At 70.9% G+C, this 19,147-nt stretch carries 14 protein-coding genes; 10 read left to right on the top strand and 4 right to left on the bottom strand.

Features of this window, described 5'->3' with window-relative positions; translation table 11 throughout:
• Positions 1–104 precede the first annotated feature (104 nt).
• Entirely contained in the window at positions 105–1,439 is a 1,335-nt protein-coding gene (locus OG272_RS40570; RefSeq protein WP_326574744.1) for an OFA family MFS transporter, read from the bottom strand.
• A 270-nt stretch (positions 1,440–1,709) separates the two neighbouring features.
• Here OG272_RS40570 and OG272_RS40565 point away from each other — a divergent pair, with 270 nt between their 5' ends.
• The 7 genes from OG272_RS40565 to OG272_RS40535 all read left to right on the top strand — a co-directional run bounded on the left by OG272_RS40565 (position 1,710) and on the right by OG272_RS40535 (position 11,946).
• Entirely contained in the window at positions 1,710–2,681 is a 972-nt protein-coding gene (locus tag OG272_RS40565) for a 2-dehydropantoate 2-reductase (protein WP_405895701.1), read from the top strand.
• A gap of 37 nt (positions 2,682–2,718) precedes the next feature.
• On the top strand, positions 2,719–4,644 hold the full coding sequence (locus OG272_RS40560) for a molybdopterin-dependent oxidoreductase (RefSeq protein WP_327726925.1): 1,926 nt from the start codon (positions 2,719–2,721) through the stop codon (positions 4,642–4,644).
• A gap of 5 nt (positions 4,645–4,649) precedes the next feature.
• Positions 4,650–6,482, top strand: coding sequence for an NAD(P)H-dependent oxidoreductase subunit E (locus OG272_RS40555; protein ID WP_405895700.1), 1,833 nt, complete (start codon positions 4,650–4,652; stop codon positions 6,480–6,482).
• Between the two features lie 37 nt (positions 6,483–6,519).
• Positions 6,520–7,380 (top strand): 2Fe-2S iron-sulfur cluster-binding protein, encoded by an 861-nt coding sequence (locus OG272_RS40550; RefSeq protein WP_327726927.1) that lies wholly within the window; start codon positions 6,520–6,522, stop codon positions 7,378–7,380.
• A gap of 8 nt (positions 7,381–7,388) precedes the next feature.
• Positions 7,389–8,264, top strand: a complete 876-nt coding sequence (gene fdhD, locus OG272_RS40545; protein WP_328224362.1) for a formate dehydrogenase accessory sulfurtransferase FdhD — start codon at positions 7,389–7,391, stop codon at positions 8,262–8,264.
• Between the two features lie 525 nt (positions 8,265–8,789).
• Positions 8,790–10,697 carry a sialidase family protein gene (locus OG272_RS40540; protein ID WP_327726928.1) on the top strand — a complete coding sequence of 636 codons (1,908 nt, stop codon included), beginning with the start codon at positions 8,790–8,792 and terminating at the stop codon, positions 10,695–10,697.
• A 10-nt stretch (positions 10,698–10,707) separates the two neighbouring features.
• The gene (locus OG272_RS40535; protein WP_405895699.1) at positions 10,708–11,946 is read left to right on the top strand and encodes a hypothetical protein; all 1,239 of its coding nucleotides are present in this window, start codon (positions 10,708–10,710) and stop codon (positions 11,944–11,946) included.
• On the opposite strand, the gene OG272_RS40530 is transcribed toward OG272_RS40535, so the two are convergent.
• On the bottom strand, positions 11,885–12,928 hold the full coding sequence (locus OG272_RS40530) for a bile acid:sodium symporter family protein (RefSeq protein ID WP_405895698.1): 1,044 nt from the start codon (positions 12,926–12,928) through the stop codon (positions 11,885–11,887). The genes OG272_RS40535 and OG272_RS40530 overlap by 62 nt on opposite strands.
• A gap of 142 nt (positions 12,929–13,070) precedes the next feature.
• On the opposite strand from OG272_RS40530, the gene OG272_RS40525 reads away from it, so the two are divergent.
• Together OG272_RS40525 and OG272_RS40520 are read left to right on the top strand one after the other, a co-directional pair.
• Complete coding sequence (locus tag OG272_RS40525) at positions 13,071–13,946, top strand: LysR substrate-binding domain-containing protein (RefSeq protein ID WP_327726931.1); 876 nt, start codon at positions 13,071–13,073, stop codon at positions 13,944–13,946.
• Between the two features lie 339 nt (positions 13,947–14,285).
• On the top strand, positions 14,286–16,112 hold the full coding sequence (locus OG272_RS40520; RefSeq protein WP_326574754.1) for an AMP-dependent synthetase/ligase: 1,827 nt from the start codon (positions 14,286–14,288) through the stop codon (positions 16,110–16,112).
• A 67-nt stretch (positions 16,113–16,179) separates the two neighbouring features.
• Here OG272_RS40520 and OG272_RS40515 read toward each other — a convergent pair whose 3' ends face one another.
• Positions 16,180–16,962 carry a Tat pathway signal sequence domain protein gene (locus tag OG272_RS40515; protein WP_405895697.1) on the bottom strand — a complete coding sequence of 261 codons (783 nt, stop codon included), beginning with the start codon at positions 16,960–16,962 and terminating at the stop codon, positions 16,180–16,182.
• 231 nt (positions 16,963–17,193) lie between these two features.
• On the opposite strand from OG272_RS40515, the gene OG272_RS40510 reads away from it, so the two are divergent.
• A complete protein-coding gene (locus OG272_RS40510; protein WP_327726933.1) occupies positions 17,194–18,030 on the top strand; it encodes an aldo/keto reductase in 837 nt (278 codons plus the stop codon).
• Between the two features lie 159 nt (positions 18,031–18,189).
• Here OG272_RS40510 and OG272_RS40505 read toward each other — a convergent pair whose 3' ends face one another.
• Positions 18,190–18,891, bottom strand: a complete 702-nt coding sequence (locus tag OG272_RS40505) for an SDR family oxidoreductase (protein WP_326574757.1) — start codon at positions 18,889–18,891, stop codon at positions 18,190–18,192.
• Between the last annotated feature and the right edge of the window lie 256 nt (positions 18,892–19,147).

Genomic DNA, 19,147 nt, shown 5'->3' with positions numbered 1-19,147 from the left:
CTCACCCGGTGAACAGTTGCGTAGCCTTTCGTACCAGTTCGTACAGTCCGTAACCGAGCGGCACCCCCACCCACACCCAGGCGAAGACGATCAGGGGTCGTCGGTCAGGCGGATTCGGACTGCTGTCGCTGGACGACATCGGCGGCCTCCCTCGGGGCGGGGATGTGGAAGCGGGGATGGACGGGCCGGACGAGCTCGTTGGCGACGAAGCCGATGGCGAGCAGCCCGATCATGATGAAGAAGGACATGCCGTAGAGGTCGGGACCGGACTTGCCCGCCTCCTCCTGCCGGTCCGCGATCCAGTTGACGATCAGCGGTCCGAGGACGCCGGCCGTGGACCAGGCGGTGAGCAGCCGACCGTGGATGGCACCGACCTGGTAGGTGCCGAAGAGGTCCTTCAGATAGGCGGGGATCGTGGCGAAGCCACCGCCGTAGAAGGACAGGATGACCAGGGCGCAGACGATGAACAGCGGCTTGGCGGAGTCGCCGAACAGGGCGATCAGCAGATACATCAGCGCGCCCACGCCCAGGTAGACGCGGTAGATGTTCTTGCGCCCGATCAGGTCGGACGTGGACGACCAGGTGATACGGCCCGCCATGTTGGCCGCTGAGAGCAGTGCGACGAAACCGGCGGCCGCGGTGACGGAGACCGGGGTGGAGGAGTCGGCGAAGAAGTCCGTGATCATCGGGGCGGCCTTCTCCAGGATGCCGATGCCCGCGGAGACGTTCATGCAGAGGATGACCCACAGGCACCAGAACTGCGGGGTGCGGATGGCGTTACGGGCCGAGATCTGCGGGCCCGCCAGGACGCTCGGTCCGGTGTCGACCGGCCTCTCGGTGCGCGGGACCCGGACCAGCAGTACGCCGAGCAGCATGAACACGGCGTACGACAGTCCGTGCACCAGGAAGGCGAGGGCGATGCCGGAGGAGTCGGAGCCGAAGGACTCCAGCATCTGGGCGGACCACGGCGAGGCGATGAGCGCGCCGCCGCCGAAGCCCATGATCGCGATGCCGGTGGCCATGCCGGGCCGGTCCGGGAACCACTTGATCAGGGTGGAGACGGGCGAGATGTAGCCGATTCCGAGGCCTATGCCGCCGACGAAGCCGTAGCCGAAGACGATCAGCCAGTACTGCTCGGTGGCCGCGCCGAGCGAGGCGATCAGGAATCCGGAGGAGAAGCAGATCAGCGCCACGGTCATCGCCCAGCGCGGCCCGTTGCGCTCGACGAGGGTGCCGCCGAACGCGGCGGACAGGCCCAGCATGACGATGCCGAGCTGGAACGGCAGTGCGCTCTGGGTGCCGCTGAGGCCGAGCGCGGATTCGAGCGGCGGCTTGAAGACGCTCCAGGCGTAGGCCTGTCCGATGGAGAGATGAACGGAGAGCGCGGCCGGGGGAACGAGCCAGCGGCTCCAGCCCGGGGGTGCGACGGGGGGACTCATGATCCCGGACGGTAGGCAGTGGCACGGGAGTTGAGAAGGCGGCACGTCGACCGTATGCGATGAACGGTATCCACCGCGCGCCGAACGGTCGCTTCCCGGCCGGGCTCGTCTTCGAGTACCGGACACCTTCATGTCCGAGTAATGCCTTGCCCGGTCGTTGCGCGAAGTCTTGTCGGCCCAACTTCCATACTGTAGACAATATTTCGTCGACAGAGTTCGAACCGAGCGTCATCTCCGCGGTATCCCTCGACCGAACGGAGCTCCCTCACCATGAAAGTCGCAGTTCTCGGCGCCGGTGCGATCGGCGCCTATGTCGGCGCCGCGCTCCACCGCGCCGGCGCCGACACGCATCTCGTCGCCCGTGGACCGCATCTCGCGGCCATGAGGCGGGACGGGGTGCGTGTGCTCAGTCCGCGCGGGGACTTCACCGCCCGCGCCCACGCCACCGACGACCCGGCCGAGATCGGCCCGGTCGACTTCGTCCTCCTGGGCCTCAAGGCCAACTCGTACGCGGCGTGCGGGCCGCTGATCGAGCCCTTGCTGCACGGCACCACGGCGGTGATCGCCGCCCAGAACGGCATTCCCTGGTGGTACTTCCACCGGCACGGCGGCCCGCACGACGGCCACCGGGTCGAGAGCGTGGACCCCGGCGGCGCGGTCAGTGCGGTGCTCGCGCCCGAACGGGCCATCGGCTGTGTCGTCTACGCGGCCACCGAGCTCGAAGGACCCGGTGTCGTACGGCACTTGGAAGGCACCCGGTTCTCCATCGGCGAGCCGGACCGTACGGTCTCGGTGCGCTGCCGGGCGTTCAGCGAGGCCATGGTGGCGGGTGGCCTGAAGTGCCCGGTGGAACCCGACATCCGGGGCGACATCTGGATCAAGCTGCTCGGCAACATCTCCTTCAACCCGATCAGCGCCCTGGCCCGCGCGACCATGCGGCAGATGTGTCTGCACGGCGGCACCCGCAAGGTCATCGAGACGATGATGGCCGAGACGCTGGCCGTCGCCGAGGCCCTGGGCTGCGAGGTCGGCGTCTCCATCGAACGCCGGATGGCCGGCGCCGAACGCGTCGGCGACCACCGCACCTCCACGCTCCAGGACCTGGAGCGCGGCAAACCGCTGGAACTCGACGTCCTGCTGGCCGCCGTCGTCGAGCTGGCGGACGTCACGGGTGTCGAGGTGCCCACGCTCCGCACCGTCCACGCCATCTCGGACCTGCTCGCGCTGAGGAGCGCGGCATGAACTCCGAGGAGCGCCGCATGAACCCTGGGGACCGCCGATGAGGAAACGCGACCGAAGCCCGAAGACCTACACCCGGCTCACCCGGCCGCTCGTCCGGGACTCCCGCGACGAGCCCTTCCGGCAGGCGAGTTGGGAGGAGGCGCTGGACCGGGCCGCCCGCGGCATCGAACGCAACCGCGGCGCGTTCGGCCTGTTCTCCTGCGCCCGCGCCACGAACGAGATGAACTATGTGGCGCAGAAGTTCGCCCGCGTGGTCATGGGCACCAACAACGTCGACTCCTGCAACCGCACCTGTCACGCGCCGAGCGTCGCCGGGCTGTCCGCCGCGTTCGGCTCGGGCGGCGGCACCTCCTCGTACGAGGAGATCGAGCACACCGACGTCATCGTGATGTGGGGCTCCAACGCCCGCTTCGCGCACCCGATCTTCTTCCAGCACGTGCTGAAGGGCATCCACAACGGCGCCCGGATGTACGCCGTCGACCCGAGGCGGACGTCCACCGCCGAGTGGGCGGAGAGCTGGCTGGGGCTGAACGTCGGCACCGACATCCCGATGGCCCACGCGATCGGCCGCGAGATCATCCACGCGGGTCTCGTCAACAAGGCGTTCATCGAGCGGGCGACCACCGGCTTCGAGGAGTACAGGGCGCTCGTCGAACCGTGGACCCTGTCCCTCGCCGAGAAGGTGACGGGCGTACCGGCCGCCGCCATACGGCAGTTGGCGCACGCGTACGCCCGGGCCGAGCGCGCCCAGCTGTGCTGGACGCTCGGCATCACCGAGCACCACAACGGCACGGACAACGTCCGCGCACTGATCAACCTCTCCCTGCTGACCGGGCATGTGGGGCGGTACGGCTCGGGCCTGCAGCCCCTGCGCGGCCAGAACAACGTGCAGGGCGGCGGCGACATGGGCGCCATCCCCAACCGGCTGCCCGGCTTCCAGGACATCCTCGACCCGCGATCGCGGCTGAAGTTCGAGTCGGCGTGGGACACCGTGATCCAGCCGCACTACGGGCTGAACCTGACGGAGATGTTCGAGGCCATGGAGGAGGGCTCGCTGAAGGCCGTGTACTGCATCGGGGAGAACCCCGCACAGTCCGAGGCCGACAGCGAGCAGGCCGTACGGCGGATGAGCGAGCTGGACTTCCTCGTCGTCCAGGACATCTTCCTGACGAAGACGGCCGAGCTGGCGGACGTCGTGCTGCCCGCAACCGCCGGATGGGCGGAGACGGACGGCACGACCACCAACAGCGAGCGACGGGTTCAGCGGGTACGCAAGGCGGTCACCCCGCCCGGGGAGGCCCGCGAGGACATCGACATCATCTGCGACCTGGCCGCGCGGCTCGGGCACGAGTGGAAGTACGCCGACGCCGAGGCCGTCTGGAACGAGCTGCGGTCGGTGTCACCGGACCACTACGGGATGACGTACGAGCGTCTGGAGGAACAGCAGGGCATCCAGTGGCCCTGCCCGGACACGGACAGGATCGAACCGACCTATCTGCACGGCCGGTTGTGGGAGCCGGACCCCGCGAACCGGGGCAGGCTCGCACCCTTCGGGATCGTCCGGCACGATCCGCCGGTGGACCTGACGGACGAGGAGTTCCCGATCCGGCTGACCACCGGGCGACGGCTGGACTCGTACAACACCGGTGTGCAGAGCGGCGGTTACGCCTCGCCACTGCGGCGCGGGGAGTACATCGAGCTGTGTCCGGAGGACGCGGAGCGCTACGGGGTCGTGGTGGGCGAGGAGGTCCAGGTGTCCTCGCGGCGCGGGTCGGTGGTGGCGCCGGTGTGGATCGACCTCGCCCTGCGGCCCGGCCTCGCCTTCATGACCATGCACTTTCCCGACGAGGTGGACACCAACCAGCTGACGATCGAGGCGAACTGCCCGATCGCCGGCACGGCGGAGTTCAAGGCGTCGGCGATCCGGATCGAGAAGCTGCCCGTCGCGACCATCGTGAGGTGAGTTAAGTGGACCTGCACTTCGGTGACAGCAAACCGACGGACGACGAACGGGCGGCCGTCGACGCCCTGCTCGGGCCCCCCGAGTCGTCCTGGGAGGGCGCCGCCCGCGACGAGATGCGGGCCGCCGATCTGCGGTGGGCGCGGGGCGGCAGGGAGGACCGGGAGCGCCGTGACCTGCTGTTGCCGGGGTTGCACGCGATCAACGACCGGATCGGCTGGATCAGCGAGGGGGCGCTGGCCTATCTGTGCCGCCGGCTGACCGTCCCGCCCGCGGAGGCGTACGGCGTGGCCACGTTCTACGCGATGTTCTCGGTCAAGCCGCGCCCCGCGACCGTCCTGCACGTGTGTACGGACCTGGCGTGCGCGGCGGCCGGGGCGGCCGGCCTGTGCGCCGGGATCGAGGCCCGGCTCGGCCTCGGCAGCGGGGTGAGCGTGGAGCGGAGCCCGTGTCTGGGGCTCTGCGAGCGGGCACCGGCCGCCCTCGCGATCACGGCCGGGGATCCGGTGCGTACGGCGGTGTCGGCGCCGGCGACCGTCGAGGCGGCCGTGCTCGCGGCGAGCGCGCCCGACTCGGCGGACGAGGAACCCCCGGCCGCGACGGCGGTCCCGCAGGCCGGGCAACCGGGCCTCACCCTCCTCTCCCGCGTCGGCGTCGTCGACCCCACCTCCCTCGACGACTACCGCGCCCACGGCGGTTACACGGCCCTGCGGCGGGCCTTCGAGCTGGGCCCCGCCGGGGTCATCCGGGAGGTGACCGACTCGGGCCTGGTCGGGCGGGGCGGCGCCGCCTTCCCCACCGGCCGGAAATGGCAGGCCACGGCGTCGCAGCCCGACCATCCGCACTATGTCGTCTGCAACGCCGACGAATCCGAACCGGGCACCTTCAAGGACCGCGTGATCATGGAGGGCGACCCGTTCGCCCTGGTCGAGGCGATGACCATCGCCGCGTACGCGACCGGCGCGCACCAGGGCCACCTGTACCTGCGGGGCGAGTATCCACGCGCCATGCGCCGACTGGAGCACGCCCTCGCCCAGGCGCGCGCCCGGGGCCTGCTCGGCGACGACGTCCTCGGTCAGGGGTACGCCTTCGACATCGAGATCCGCCGGGGCGCGGGCGCCTACATCTGCGGGGAGGAGACGGCCCTCTTCAACTCCATCGAGGGGTACCGGGGCGAGCCGCGCTCGAAGCCGCCGTTCCCCGTGGAGAAGGGGCTGTTCGGCAAGCCGACGGTGGAGAACAACGTCGAGACGCTCGTCAACGTCCTGCCGATCCTCACCATGGGCGCCCCGGCGTACGCGGCGATCGGCACCGGGCGGTCCACCGGGCCCAAGCTGTTCTGTGTGTCGGGCAGCGTGGACCGGCCCGGCATCTACGAGCTGCCCTTCGGGGCGACGCTCGGCGACCTGCTGACGCTCGCCGGGGTACGGGACCGGCTGCGGGCCGTTCTCCTCGGCGGCGCGGCCGGTGGTTTCGTGCGCCCCGACGAACTGGACATCCCGCTCACCTTCGAGGGCACGCGGGAGGCCGGCACCACGCTCGGCTCCGGGGTCGTGATGGCCTTCGACGACACCGTGCCGCTGCCCCGGCTGCTGCTGCGGATCGCGGAGTTCTTCCGGGACGAGTCGTGCGGGCAGTGCGTGCCGTGCCGGGTCGGGACCGTGCGGCAGGAGGAGGCGCTGCACCGGATCGTCGAGCGGACGGGTGCCGACGCCGCCGGGGACATCGTGCTGCTCAGGGAGGTCGGCCGCGCGATGCGGGACGCCTCGATCTGCGGTCTCGGACAGACCGCGTGGAACGCCGTGGAATCCGCGATCGACCGCTTGGGGGCGTACGAATGACCACGCATCGCCGGACCCGCCGTACCGGAGCCGCCGTATGACCGTGATCCCGCTGGGAGTGCCGCGTCGCCTCCTGGAGTTCACCATCGACGGGGCGCCGGTGCGCGCCCCCGAGGGCTCGACGATCCTCGACGCCTGCCGGGCGGCGGGCAAGGACGTCCCCACCCTCTGCCAGGGCGACACGCTCGCCCCGAAGAACGCCTGCCGGGTCTGTGTCGTCGAGGTCGAGGGGGCCAGGACCCTCGTCCCGGCCTGCTCCCGCGAGGCCGAGCCCGGCATGGAGGTACGGACCGACACCGAGCGCGCCCGGCACAGCCGCAAGGTCGTCCTCGAACTCCTCGCCTCCTCGGTCGACCTCTCGACGACCCCGCGGGTCGCCGGGTGGATCAAGGAGTACGAGGCGAAGCCGGACCGCTTCGGCCCGGACGCGGCCCGGCTGAACGAGGAACCCAGGGTCGACAACGAGCTGTACGTGCGGGACTACGACAAGTGCATCCTGTGTTACAAGTGCGTGGACGCCTGCGGGAACCAGTGGCAGAACACGTTCGCGATCTCGGTCGCCGGGCGGGGCTTCGACGCCCGGATCGCCGTGGAACACGACGCTCCCCTGACCGATTCGGCGTGTGTGTACTGCGGGAACTGCATCGAGGTCTGCCCGACGGGCGCGCTGTCCTTCAAGTCGGAGTTCGACATGCGGGCGGCGGGCACCTGGGACGAGTCGGCGCAGACGGAGACGACCACGGTGTGCGCGTACTGCGGTGTGGGCTGCAACCTCACACTCCATGTGCAGGACAATGAGATCGTGAAGGTCACCTCGCCGCACGACAACCCGGTGACCCACGGCAACCTCTGCATCAAGGGCCGCTTCGGCTACCAGCACGTACAGAACCGGGACTGAGACACGACATGGGACGAGTCACGGAACGACGCAAGGTGATCCGCATCCGGGACGGCGCCATCTCCACCCGCCCGGACACGCTCGTCGCCGAGGAACCGCTGGAGATCCGGCTGAACGGCAAGCCGCTCGCGATCACCATGCGCACCCCGGGCGACGACTTCGCGCTGGCGGCGGGGTTCCTGGTCAGCGAAGGGGTGCTCGCCGAGCAGTCGGACCTGCAGAACATCGTGTACTGCGCGGGCGCGACGGCGGACGGCGCGAACACGTACAACGTGGTGGACGTGCGGACCACGCCGGGTGTGGTGATCCCCGACATCACGCTCGAACGCAATGTCTATACGACCTCGTCCTGCGGGCTGTGCGGCAAGGCGTCGCTGGACGCCGTCCGTACGACCGCCCGCTGGGCCATCGACGACACCCACGGCGGTGACGCTCCCCCGGTCCGGCTCGACCCCGCATTCCTCGCGGGCCTCCCCGACCGGCTTCGCGCGGCCCAGCGGGTCTTCGACCGGACCGGGGGTCTGCACGCGGCGGCCCTGTTCGGCGAGGACGGCGAGCTGCTCGACGTCCGGGAGGACGTGGGGCGGCACAATGCGGTGGACAAGCTGGTGGGGCGGGCCCTGCAGAGCGGGTCGCTGCCGCTGTCCCGGACGGTGCTGCTGGTGTCGGGGCGGGCCTCGTTCGAGCTGGCGCAGAAGGCGGTGATGGCGGGGATCCCGGTGCTGGCGGCGGTGTCGGCGCCGTCGTCGCTCGCGGTCGACCTGGCGGCGGAGACCGGGCTGACCCTGGTGGGCTTCCTGCGGGGCGCCTCCATGAACGTGTACGCGGGTGAGCATCGCATCGCCCTGCGGGCCGCTGCCGCGGTCGATCAGGGGCAGGGCTGAGCGGCGCCCCGCGTCCACGACGGCGGGGCCCCATCGGCGGGGAGCGCCCCCTGCGCCAGGGGCTCCGCCGTTTGACTGCCGGGTACGCGTCGTTGGTCCACTGGCGCGTCGCCGGGTGCGGGTGGGTGGGGGCTGGTCGCGCAGTTCCCCGCGCCCCTGAAAAGCAGGGGCTGCGCCCCGTGCTTTTCAGGCCCGCGGACCCGTCGCTTTTCAGGCCCGCGGACCCGTCGCGTTTCAGGCCCGCAGGCCCGTGGTCCTTCAGGCCCGCAGGGGCCTGGATCTTCTAGGGGCGCGGGGAACTGCGCGAGCAGCCCCGCCGGACCCGCACCCGCCGACGAACCCGAACCCCCCGAGCTGTCCCGCGACCGCCTGACCGATCGTCACCTCGTCGTACGACACGCCCAGTCACGACCGGCGCACGGTTCTTGTGAGCCCCCTGAACCCCCAAGTAGCGTCTGTGGCCGCACGTGGGACATAGGACGTCCTATGTCCCATCGCCCAGACGGATGAAGGGCTGGCCGCACCGTGCCGTCGAGTCTTCACGCACGTCTCAGAACCACCCTCACCTGCTCCCTCACCGCGGTGATCACCACCGCCGCTCTCCTCACCCTCCCCCACCCCGCCGGAGCCGCGACCGAACAACGGCCCGGCGCCGCCGAGTTCGAGCAGCAGGTCCTCTTCAAGGCCTCCCAGGACCCCGGCTACGCCTGCTTCCGGATCCCGGCGATCGTCCGGACCACCGAGAAAACCCTGCTCGCCTTCGCCGAAGGCCGGGTCCTGAACTGCGGGGACGCGGCCGACATAGACCTCGTGGTCAAGCGGTCCACGGACGGCGGCCGCACCTGGGGCCCGCTGCGGGTGGTCAACGAGGGCGGGGGCGACACCCACGGGAACCCCGCGCCGGTAGTGGACCGGAGGACCGGCCGGATCGTGCTGACGCAGACGTACAACAAGGGCCGGCTGGACAGCGCGAGCTGTGACGTCCCCTGTGACCGCGCGCCGCATCTCCAGTTCAGCGACGACGACGGGCTGACCTGGTCCGAGCCGCGCGGTCTCGGCGACCAGATCCGCCCGGCCGGCTGGAACTCCTGGTACGCCACCGGCCCCGTGCACGGCATCCAGCTCACCCGGGGCCGGCACGCGGGGCGGCTCGTCCTCGGGGTCAACGCCGAGAGCTGGGCGGACGGCCGGGTCACCGCCAACCACGCGGCGCTCGTCACCAGCGACGACGGCGGCGAGAACTGGAAGGTCGGCGCCACGGACTCGTGGCCGATCGCGGACGACGGCACCTTCCGCCAGAAGCCCTCGGAACTGACGCTCGCCGAGCGCGCGGACGGCACGGTGTTCGTCAGCGGGCGGGAACAGGACGGCACCGACCCGGGCCATCGCAGCCAGACGGTCAGCCGGGACGGCGGCACCAGCTTCGCCGAACCCTTCCGGGCGCTCCCGGACCTGTACACGCCCCAGGTGCAGGGTTCCGTGCTGCGCCTCGGCGACCGGACACTGCTGTCCGCCCCGGCCGACCCCGACCGCCGCCGGACGATGGCGGTGCGCTCCTCGTACGACGGTGGACGCACCTGGGAGAGCGTGGACCGGGGCACGGTCGTCACCACGGACTGGTCCGGCTACTCGGACCTGGTCCGGATCGACGGTGGCGAGGGTGGCAACGACGTCGTCGGGCTGCTGTACGAGGGCGGGGCGGTCGACGCCCGGGACGAGATCCGCTTCGCCCGGTTCACGGAGGACTGGCTGCAGCCGCGCCGGGGCCCGGACCCGACGACGCCCGACAGGGCGCCCGGCGGCAGACGGGCGGCCGTGCTCGGTGGCGCCCTGCCGACGGACGGCAGGTTCGGCGGCGCGATCGGGTTCGACGGCGCCGACGACGCCGTACGACTGCCGTACCGGCCTCGACTCCCGCTCGGCACCAAGGACTTCACCGCATCGCTCTGGTTCCGCTACGCGGCGACCACCGGGGAGCAGCCGATGCTGTGGATGGGCGGGGTCGGGACGACACAGCCGCAGGTGTGGCTGCGCGGGGAACCGGCGGCGGGTCGGCTGACCGGGCTGATCACCGTGCGGGACGGGGCCTCGACGCCCCGGAGCACGTCGGTCCGGTCGACGGGCGCCTACAACGACGGGGAGTGGCATCAACTCGTGCTGCGGCGGGGTGGCGGGGCGCTCACGCTCTTCGTCGACGGCACTCCGTTCAGCACCGCCGACATCCCCGGATCGGTCAGCCGCAACTCGCCGTTCGGGGTGCACATCGGTCAACGGGTCGACAGCCGGGTCCACTTCACCGGCGCCATCGACGAAGTACGCCTGTACGAAAGGGCGTTGAGCGACGTGGAGGTGGCCGGGCTCGCCACTCGGGACGCCACGACGCGGGGCGAGATCCTGCGACTGCCCATGGACCGGGTGGACGGAGGCAACTAACGTCACTTCCGTGCCCGACGACGCGGGAGCACGACAGCGGACGGGGGCCGGACCGGTCGTCGTCCTGGCCCTGGTCCTGGCCCTCGCGGCCGTGCTGCTCACCGCCCTCCCGGACGACGACCGGGAGGGCGGCGGCGCCTGCACGGCCCGTACGGTCCGGGGCTGGGACCCGGACGCGTCCCTGAACGGCGAGTTCACCCGGTACGGCGACGACGCGACCCGCACCGACGACTGGACCGGGGGCGACGGCACCCATTCGGTGCGGCTCCCCGACGGGCGGGTGCTGTGGCTGTTCTCGGACACCTATCTGGGCCAGGTGCACCCACCGCCCAACCCGGCAGGCGAGTCCGTGGCGTGGCGGGATATCGCGTCGCCCCTGGTGCGCAACTCGGCCGTGGTGATGTCCACGTCGGGCCGTCTCGAATCCACGCTCCCGGCCCCCGTCTTCCCGGACCCGGCCCCGCAGCAGTGGCGCTGGCCGGTGGCCGCCCGGGTCGAGCCCCGCTCCCCCGGCTCGGACGAGAAGGTCGTACGGGTGCTGCTGTGGACCCGTACGGCGGGACGGTCGCCGTGGATCTACGGGGTGCCCACCGCGACCGAGGTGGCCACGCTGTCGCTGCCCGATCTGCGGCTGGAGGGGATCACGACGGTGCTGGACCAGGGGTCGGTCGCCGATCCGGCGCGGCGGGTGCTGTTCGGCACGACGGCCGTGGACGCGGGCGACTGGACGTACGTCTTCGGCGGCACCGACGCCCAGGCCGCCTCCCGGCCGACCTCGCACGCCTATGTCGCCCGGGTGCCGCGCGGCCGGCTCGGGGAGCCGGGGGCGTGGGAGTACTGGGACGGCTCACGGTGGGCGGTGCGGGGGCGGCCGGCGGCGGTGCTCGGGAACGGGGAGGACAAGGGGGTGGGCAGCGCGTTCACCGTGGTACGGGACGGCCGCACGTATGTGCTGCTCACCATGGCGGCCGGTACCGAGGGGCTGACGACCGTCACCGCCTACTGGGCCTGCTCCCCCACCGGGCCATGGCACGGGCCCACCAAGGGTTTCAGCCCGCCGCTGCCGGGCGGCGGGGTCGCGGCGTACAACCCGCAGGCGCACCGGGCGGTCGACGGCGACGGGCGGCTGGTGCTCAGCTACGACGTCAACTGGCTGGACGCCGACGCGGCCGCGGCGCAGCTGAACATCACGCGGAACGTGTCCCTGTACCGACCGCGGTTCGTATCGCTTCGTCTTGCCGCTCCGTGACCGCCGGCTTCTCCACCGGGTCCTTGGCGCGGCGTTTGGCGATGACCGCGCAGACCATGAGTTGCATCTGGTGGAACAGCATCAGCGGCAGCACGGCGAGGGAGGCCTCGGGGCCGAACAGGACGCTCGCCATGGGCAGTCCGGAGGCGAGGGACTTCTTCGAGCCGGCGAACTGGATGGCGATCCGGTCCGCCCGGCCGAAGCGCAGGGCCTTGGCGCCGTACCAGGTCAGCAGCAGCATCACCGCGAGCAGCACGGCCTCGACGACGAGCAGTCCGCCGAGCCGCAGCGGGCTGACCTGGCTCCAGATCCCCCGCACCATGCCCTCGCTGAACGCGACATAGACGACGAGGAGGATCGAGCCCCGGTCGACGAGGCCGAGGATCCGCTTGTGACGGGTGATGAAGCCGCCGATCCAGCGGCGGGCGAGCTGCCCGGCCAGGAACGGCACCAGCAGCTGGAGCACGATCTTCACCAGCGAGTCTGCGGAGAAGCCGCCCGCGCCGCCACCGAGCAGGGCCGCCGCGAGCAGCGGGGTGATGACGATGCCCGCGAGGGAGGAGAAGGAGCCCGCGCAGATCGCGGCGGGCACATTGCCCCGGGCCATCGAGGTGAAGGCGATCGACGACTGGATGGTCGACGGGACGAGGGTGAGGAAGAGCAGCCCGGTGTAGAGGGAGTGGCTCAGGAACACCGGTTCGAGGCCTCGGGCGGCCAGGCCCAGCAGCGGGAAGATGACGAACGTGCAGGCCAGGACGGTGACGTGGAGCCGCCAGTGCTTGAGGCCGTCCAGCGCCTCGCGGGTGGAGAGCCGGGCGCCGTAGAGGAAGAAGAGGAAGGCGATCGCGGCCGTGGACGCGCCCGAGGCGACCTCGGCGGCCGTACCCCGCGCCGGAAGGAGCGCCGCGAGGCCCACCGTCCCGAGCAACAGCGCGATGTACGGATCGATCGGCATCCAGCTCGGCCACTTCAGGCGTTTCACGGTGCTCCACGTGCTGTCGATGAGAGTGCGTCCAGGGGCCGGAATGCCCCTCTCCATCGTCCTCCCCGGACCCGTGATCGGGAATCCGTCATACCGCACTGACTGTCATCGCGTTCTCCGATAAGCGGGTACGGTGGTGCTCGTGTACGACCCCTCCCACTTGCGTACCTTCCTCGCCGTGGCCCAGACGCTGAGCTTCACGCAGGCCGCCCGGCGGCTGGGGCTGCGCCAGTCCACCGTCAGCCAGCATGTGCGCCGTCTGGAGGACGCGGCGGGGCGGCTGCTGTTCTCACGGGACACGCACTCCGTGGAGCTGACGGAGGACGGCGAGGCGATGCTCGGTTTCGCCCGGCGGCTGTTGGAGGTGCACGAGCAGGCGACGGCGTTCTTCACCGGGACCCGGCTGCGCGGGCGGCTGCGCTTCGGCGCGTCCGAGGATTTCGTACTGACCCGGCTCCCGGAGATTCTGGAGGCCTTCCGGCACGACCATCCCGAGGTGGACCTGGAGCTGACCGTCGAGTTGTCGGGCACGCTGCACGAGCAGCTCACGGCGGGCAAGCTCGACCTGGTGCTGGCGAAGCGGCGCCCCGAGGACCCGCGCGGCGAACCCGTGTGGACGGACAAGCTCGTGTGGATCGGCGCGGAACGGCTCCGCCTCGACCCCGACCGGCCCATCCCGCTGATCGTCTATCCACCGCCGGGCATCACCCGCGCCCTCGCCCTGGAGGCACTGGAGCGCGAGGGCCGCGCCTGGCACATCGCCTGCACCAGCGGCAGCCTCAACGGGCTCATCGCCGCCGCCCGGGCGGGCCTCGGCGTGATGGCGCATTCGCGTCGCCTGGTGCCTCCCGGCCTGGTCCGCGTCCCCGAGCGGGCCGGACTGCCCGAACTCGGCGAGGTCGACTTCGTCCTCGTCCACGGTCGGCGCCCGGGGGCCGCGTCGAGCGCGGCGGACGCGCTGGCGGCGGCCGTCCTCTCCGGCGGCGACCGACTCCACGGCCGCGCGCGAGGGGTGTGAGGGGTGTGCGGGGTGTGCGGGGTGTGCGGGTAGCAGCCACGGACCCGTCGGCACCCCGGCTCCACAGACGCGGAAGACATGAGCAGTGTTCGTGTTCCCCCAGGCCAGACCGTGTTCACAAGGTCGCTCACCGTGGCCGGGGCGTGGGGGTTCAGTGGAGATTACGGTCCCGGAACTTACTGCGCCGTCAGGAACCGCGCCGGATACCTCCCCATCCGCGTCATTATTCGGCTCCGGTCCGCGCCGAGTGCCCCCATGCGCCTCCTACACAACCCCTCCCGCCCGTTCTCCCGGTGAGGTAGCTTTCACGCGCTGTGCGGAGCGCCACGAGGAGCGGGTTTGCGCGAGTTCACCAACCCCCCGTTGGCGTCGGCGCCGCCGGTGGGCGGCCTGGCCGACGTCGTCTTCGAGTACGCCCAGGAGGACCCGACATACATCGCGCTCGGCCGCAAGGACGAGCAGGGCGAGTGGCGCGATCTGACCTCCGCCGAGTTCCGCGACGAGGTCCTCGCGCTGGCGAAGGGGCTGCTGGCGCAGGGCATCCGGTTCGGCGACCGGGTCGCCATCATGTGCCGTACGCGCTATGAGTGGACCCTCTTCGACTACGCGCTGTGGACCGTCGGCGCCCAGGTCGTCCCCATCTACCCGACCTCCTCCGCCGAGCAGGTCTTCTGGATGCTGTACGACTCCCAGTGCACGGCGGCCATGGTCGAACACGAGGACCACGCGATGACCATCGCCACGGTCATCGACCGGCTGCCCCAGCTGCGCAGGCTCTGGCAGCTGGACGTGGGCGCGGTGCAGGAGCTGTACGAGTCGGGGGCGCATCTCGACGACGAGGTGGTGCACCGGCACCGCCTCGCGGTGACTCCCGACTCGATCGCGACGATCATCTACACCTCCGGCACGACGGGCCGCCCCAAGGGCTGTGTGATCTCGCACGCCAACTTCATGGTCGAGGCGGACACGGTCATCGAGCGCTGGGCTCCGCTGTTCAAGTCCCGCAAGGGCGACGAGGCGGCGACGCTGCTGTTCCTGCCGCTCGCCCATGTCTTCGGGCGGATGGTGCAGGTCGCGGGTATCCGCGGGAAGGTCAAGTTCGGCCATCAGCCGCAGCTCAACGCGGCCGTCCTGCTGCCCGACCTCGCCGCGTTCAAGCCGACCTTCTTCCTCGCCGTGCCGTACATCTTCGAGAAGGTGTTCAACGCGAGCCGGCGCAAGGCCGAGCGCGAGGGCAGGTCCGGGCCGTTCGAGAAGGCCGTCGAGGTCGCCGTGAAGTACGCGGACGCGATGGAGGCGAGGGCCTGGGGCATCGGGCCCGGTCCGTCGGCGGGGCTGCGGATGCAGCACCAGTTCTTCGACAAGGTCGTCTACGGCAAGATCCGGGAGGCGATGGGCGGCCGGATCAAGTACGCGATGTCCGGCGGCTCGGCGATGGACCGGCGGCTCGGACTGTTCTTCGCGGGCGCGGGCGTCCACATCTTCGAGGGGTACGGCCTGACGGAGTGCACGGCGGCCGCGACCGCCAACCCGCCGGAGCGCACCCGGTACGGCACGGTCGGCCAGGCCATCCCGGGGATGACCGTGCACATCGCGGACGACGGCGAGATCTGGCTGCGCGGCCCCAATGTCTTCCAGGGCTATCTCAACAACCAGAAGGCCACCGACGAGACCCTGCACGACGGCTGGCTCGCCACCGGTGACCTGGGCTCCCTCGACGAGGACGGCTATCTCACCATCACCGGGCGCAAGAAGGAGATCCTGGTGACCTCGGGCGGCAAGAGCGTCTCGCCCGCGATCCTGGAGGAGCGGGTACGCGACCATCCGCTGGTCGCCCAGTGCATCGTGGTCGGCAACGACCGTCCGTACATCGCCGCCCTGGTCACCCTGGACGGGGAGGCGGTGGAGCACTGGCTCCAGATGCACGGCAAGTCGAAGCTGTCGGCGGCCGAGCTGGTGCGCGACCCGGAGCTGGAGACCGAGGTGCGGCGGGCGGTGGTCGCCGCCAACACCCTGGTCTCGCAGGCCGAGTCGATCCGGACGTTCCGGATCCTCGCGCACCAGTTCACCGAGGAACACGGTCTGTTGACGCCGTCGCTGAAACTGAAGCGGAAGGCGATCGAGAAGACGTACGCGACCGAGGTGGAGGCGCTGTACCGGGCGTGAGACCGCTCGGGGTGCCTCACGGGGTGCCGGGCGTGAGACCGCTCGGGCCGGCCACCCCGCTGTGCGGTCAGACCAGTTGGTAGCCCCGCAAGTCCCGCAGCAGCATGTGGCAGTTCTGCAGGGAGCCCGAGGTGTCGCCGAGGGAGCGGTAGATCCCCCACTTGGGGCGCAGCCGGTCGGCGAGGAAGGTGTCGACGCCGGTGCGGGAGACGTCGATGAGGGTGGTGGAGCCCTTCTTGAGGATCCAGCGCACCGAACCGGCCGAGCCGTTGCCGACCTTGACCTGGAAGTCGACGTCGACCCAGGAGTTGTGCAGCGGCGCCAGATCGGTGCGGCCGATGAGGATGTCGTCGATGGGCAGCTTCAGTTCGATGGTCTGTGCGCCGTTCACCCGGCGCAGGGACTGCACGACGAGGGGCGAGGTGCCGGCGCCGGGCTGCTTCATCTGCATGATGTGCGTGAAGCTGGTGGTCGCCTTCAGCGAGGCCGGCAGGTACAGCCCGTAGGTGACGCGCCAGGTCTGGCCCTCCGTCCACCGCAGAAAGCCGCTCCCGGTGCGCAGGCCGGTGACCTCCTGGCGCTGTCGGTCGGTGGAGGTGTCCCGGTCGACGGTGTGCATGTCGAACCGCCAGGTGTCGCCGGTGGCGTAGATGTGCGGCGCGGCGGAGGTGTGCGAGTCGGCGCGGTCGTCCTCGATCGTCTCGAAGGCGCGCAGTCCGTCGGCGCTCGCCGAGGGGGACCACTTCAGCTGCCAGGAGGCGGCGTGCGCGGCGGGGGCCGGCAGCCCGACGGCGGCTGCGGCGGCACCGCCGAGCGCGGCGCCGAGGACGTTCCTTCGCGTGGGGGTCATGAGCCATCCATTCACGTATGCGACCGGGATTCACCGATGCGCGTTGCGGCAGTGGACAGGCTCCCCGCGCGACCGCGGTCGGTCAATGGTCCAGACCGATACTCTGGAACCGCCGGATCCATTTCGGCCAATCTGCGATTCGGGGCGCGAGCGGTCCGCTCAGGAATGCATCGCGCCCCGTGATCGTTGACGATGGGAAGTACCACCCGACGACTTAAGGATCGAGAGCTCGTGAGCAGCAAGGTCCCCCCGATCATCCTGAACAACGGCGTCGAGATGCCCCAGCTGGGCTTCGGCGTGTGGCAGGTGCCGGACGACGAGGCCGAGCGTGCGGTCACGACCGCGCTGGAGGCCGGCTACCGCAGCATCGACACGGCCGCGATCTACGGCAACGAAGAGGGCACCGGCAGGGCCATCGCCGCCTCGGGCGTCGCCCGCAAGGACCTCTTCGTCACCACCAAGCTCTGGAACAGCGACCAGGGCTACGACTCCGCCCTCCGCGCCTTCGACGAGTCCCTGGACAAGCTCGGCCTGGAGTACGTGGATCTGTATCTGATCCACTGGCCGACGCCGGCCCGGGGCACGTTCGTCGACACGTTCAAGGCGTTCGAGAAGCTCTACGCGGACGGCCGCGCGAAGGCGATCGGTGTCTCCAACTTCCTTCCGGAGCACCTGAACACGCTGATCGAGGCCACGAACGTCATCCCGGCGGTCAACCAGATCGAGCTGCACCCGCACCTCCAGCAGCTCGCGTCCCGCGAGTACCACGCGGAGCAGGGCATCGCCACCGAGGCCTGGTCGCCGCTCGGTCAGGGCAAGGGCCTCCTGGAGGTCCCGGCGATCATCGCGATCGCACAGAAGCACGGTCGCACCCCGGCCCAGGTCGTGCTGCGCTGGCACCTCCAGCTGGGCAACGTGGTCATCCCCAAGTCCGTGACTCCGGCCCGGATCAAGGAGAACATCGAGGTCTTCGACTTCTCCCTGGACACCGAGGACATCGCCGCGATCAGCGCGCTGAACGAGGACCGGCGCCTCGGCCCGGACCCGGCGACGTTCAACCAGGCCTGAGGGCGCGCCCACGGCCGACGCCTGCTCGCCGAGAGCGCGGAGACCGCCCGCCGGATGATTCCGGCGGGCGGTCTCGTGCGTTCGGGGCGGGGCCGTGGCCCGGGGCTCGGCCGGCCGTGGTTCCGAAACGCCGGACGGGCCGCCCGATGGGCCGTGCTCTCAGACCGGCTGCCCGATCGGCCGTACGACGACGGTGTTGACGTCGACTCCGGCCGGCTGCCGGATCGCCCAGACGACGGAGTCGGCGATCTGGTCGGCGGTGAGGAGATGGCCGGGCGGCAGGCTGCCGTAGGCGTCCCAGAACGGGGTCTCCACGCGGCCGGGCGCGATCAGGGTCACGCCCACGCCCCACTCGGTGACCTGCCGCCGGGTGTTCTCCGCGAGCCCGGTGACCGCCCACTTGGTCGCCCCGTAGATGTTGCCGGGGCCGTGGATGAAGCCGGCGACGCTGCCGACCAGCATGATCCGCCCCCGGGTCTCCTTGAGGGCGTCGATGGCGGCCCGGATGAGCAGGGCCGGCCCCAGCACGTTGGTCAGCACCATCTCCGTCCACCCGGCGGGGTCCCCCTCGGCGACGGTGTCGTGGGTGCCGATCCCGGCGTTGGCGAGGACTGTGTCGATCCGCCCGAACTCCTTCAGCGTGGCGTCCACCGCCGCCCGCACGTCCGCGTACTCGGCCGCGTTGCCCGGAATGGTCAGCAGCTCCTCCGGGTCGCCGAGTTCGGCGGCGAACGCGCGCAGCCGCTCGGCCCTGCGCCCGGTGACGGCCACCCGGTGCCCGTGGTCGAGCAGTTGCCGGGCGACGGCGGCTCCGATACCGGTGGCGCCGCCGGTGATGAGCGCGACTGGAGCGTCGGTCATGGATGTCCCCCTCTGTGGTTCCGGCCGACCCTCTGGACTCCGGTCGACGTGCGGAGTCCATCACTTGGAGCACTCTCGAAGTCAAGTGCCGCCGGGGAAGGGCGACTTCGGCATCGGGCGGTACGGGGGCAACACCCGCGAGCACCGCCCGTCACGGACCAGTACGGCGGCACCACGCACAGCCGGGGCGCCGCCGCCTCCGACACCCGTTCGGACCCGTCGGCCACGCCCTTGGCGAGGGCCGAGCCGTCGCACG

The sequence above is a fragment of the Streptomyces sp. NBC_00104 genome (assembly GCF_045160825.1).
Taxonomy (GTDB): Bacteria; Actinomycetota; Actinomycetes; order Streptomycetales; family Streptomycetaceae; genus Streptomyces.
The sequence above is the reverse complement of the archived record's forward strand: the minus strand, read 5'-3'. Positions and strand labels throughout refer to the sequence as shown.

What these genes read in the sequence shown, in the direction of transcription:
- OG272_RS40505 (WP_326574757.1), bottom strand. Translation starts at nt 18,891, where the DNA reads ATGACCGACGCTCCAGTCGCGCTCATCACCGGCGGCGCCACCGGTATC.
- OG272_RS40570 (WP_326574744.1), bottom strand. Translation starts at nt 1,439, where the DNA reads ATGAGTCCCCCCGTCGCACCCCCGGGCTGGAGCCGCTGGCTCGTTCCC.
- OG272_RS40550 (WP_327726927.1), top strand. Translation starts at nt 6,520, where the DNA reads ATGACCGTGATCCCGCTGGGAGTGCCGCGTCGCCTCCTGGAGTTCACC.
- fdhD (WP_328224362.1), top strand. Translation starts at nt 7,389, where the DNA reads ATGGGACGAGTCACGGAACGACGCAAGGTGATCCGCATCCGGGACGGC.
- OG272_RS40560 (WP_327726925.1), top strand. Translation starts at nt 2,719, where the DNA reads ATGAGGAAACGCGACCGAAGCCCGAAGACCTACACCCGGCTCACCCGG.
- OG272_RS40565 (WP_405895701.1), top strand. Translation starts at nt 1,710, where the DNA reads ATGAAAGTCGCAGTTCTCGGCGCCGGTGCGATCGGCGCCTATGTCGGC.
- OG272_RS40515 (WP_405895697.1), bottom strand. Translation starts at nt 16,962, where the DNA reads ATGACCCCCACGCGAAGGAACGTCCTCGGCGCCGCGCTCGGCGGTGCC.